Annotated in this window: 1 pseudogene; it reads right to left on the reverse strand. The window is 67.1% G+C overall.

From position 1 onward, the window contains the following. Window positions 1–54: 54 nt before the first annotated feature. Window positions 55–1,191, reverse strand: a pseudogene (locus A5704_RS04870) (UPF0182 family protein); the annotation flags it as partial.

Below are 1,191 nucleotides of genomic sequence, written 5' to 3' on the forward strand. Positions count from 1 at the left end.
GCGCGACTGGATCAACCGGCACAGCGTCTACACGCACGGCAACGGGTTCATCGCCTCGCCGGCGAACACGGTGCGCGACAGCCAGTCCCCGACTGGAACTCCCCCGAGCCCGGTGTAGGTGTAGTTCTTGGTCTCGGCGCTGGTCTCGTAGTCGTATTCGCGGTCGGCGCCGTTGCGACCGACGATCGCGTAGTCGGCTGAGGTGTTGGCGATGACGGGCCCGTAGTAGATGCGCGGCTGGTCCAGCGGCGCGGGGCCGTCGGACACCACGTTGCCGTTGGCGCCGACGACGTTCACCAGGAACTCGGGATAGCCGCCGTTCTGGTTGGGGTCGTTGGCGACGCCGCGCACCGTGTTCGCCGGCGAGGCGATGAACCCGTTGCCGTGCGTGTAGACGCTGTGCCGGTTGATCCAGTCGCGCTGGTTCTCGATCAGCCGGTCCGGGTTGAGCTCGCGGGCCGCGACGACGTAGTCGCGCAGTGAGCCGTTGCGGTCCAGGTAGCGGTCGATGGACAGCTGGTCGGGGAAGTAGTAGAAGTTCTTGCCCTGCTGGAACTGGGTGAACGCCGGGCTGACGATGGTCGGGTCGAGCAGCCGGATGTTGGAGGTGGTCGCGCGGTCGTCGGCGACCTGCTGGGCGGTGGCCTGCGTGTCACCGGCGTAGGTGCGGTAGGTGACGACGTCCGACGTCAGCCCGTACGCCTGCCGGGTCGCCGCGATGCTGCGGCTGATGTATTCGCTTTCCTTCTGCGCGGCATTGGGTTTGACGCTGATCTGCTCGACGATCAACGGCCACCCGGCCCCCACGATCAGCGACGACAGCAGCAGCAGAACCAGGCCGATGGCCGGAATCCGCAAGTCACGCAGGACGATCGCGGAGAACACCGCGGCGGCGCAGATCAGCGCGATCGCCATCAGGATCAGCTTGGCCGGCAGCACCGCGTTGATGTCGGTGTACCCCGCACCGGTGAAGGGCTTGCCGCCGCGGGTGTGCGACAGCAACTCGTAGCGGTCCAGCCAGTACGCGACCGCCTTGAGCAGCACCAGCAGCCCCACCACCGTGACCAGCTGGATGCGCGCCGAGCGGCTCAGCGCGCCGGTGCGCCCGGACAGCCGGATTCCGCCAAAGATGTAGTGCGCCAGCAGGTTCGCAACGAACGCGAGGAAGACGGCCACGAACAAATAGCTGCG

This window comes from Mycobacterium sp. E735 (assembly GCF_001666955.1).
GTDB lineage: Bacteria > Actinomycetota > Actinomycetes > Mycobacteriales > Mycobacteriaceae > Mycobacterium.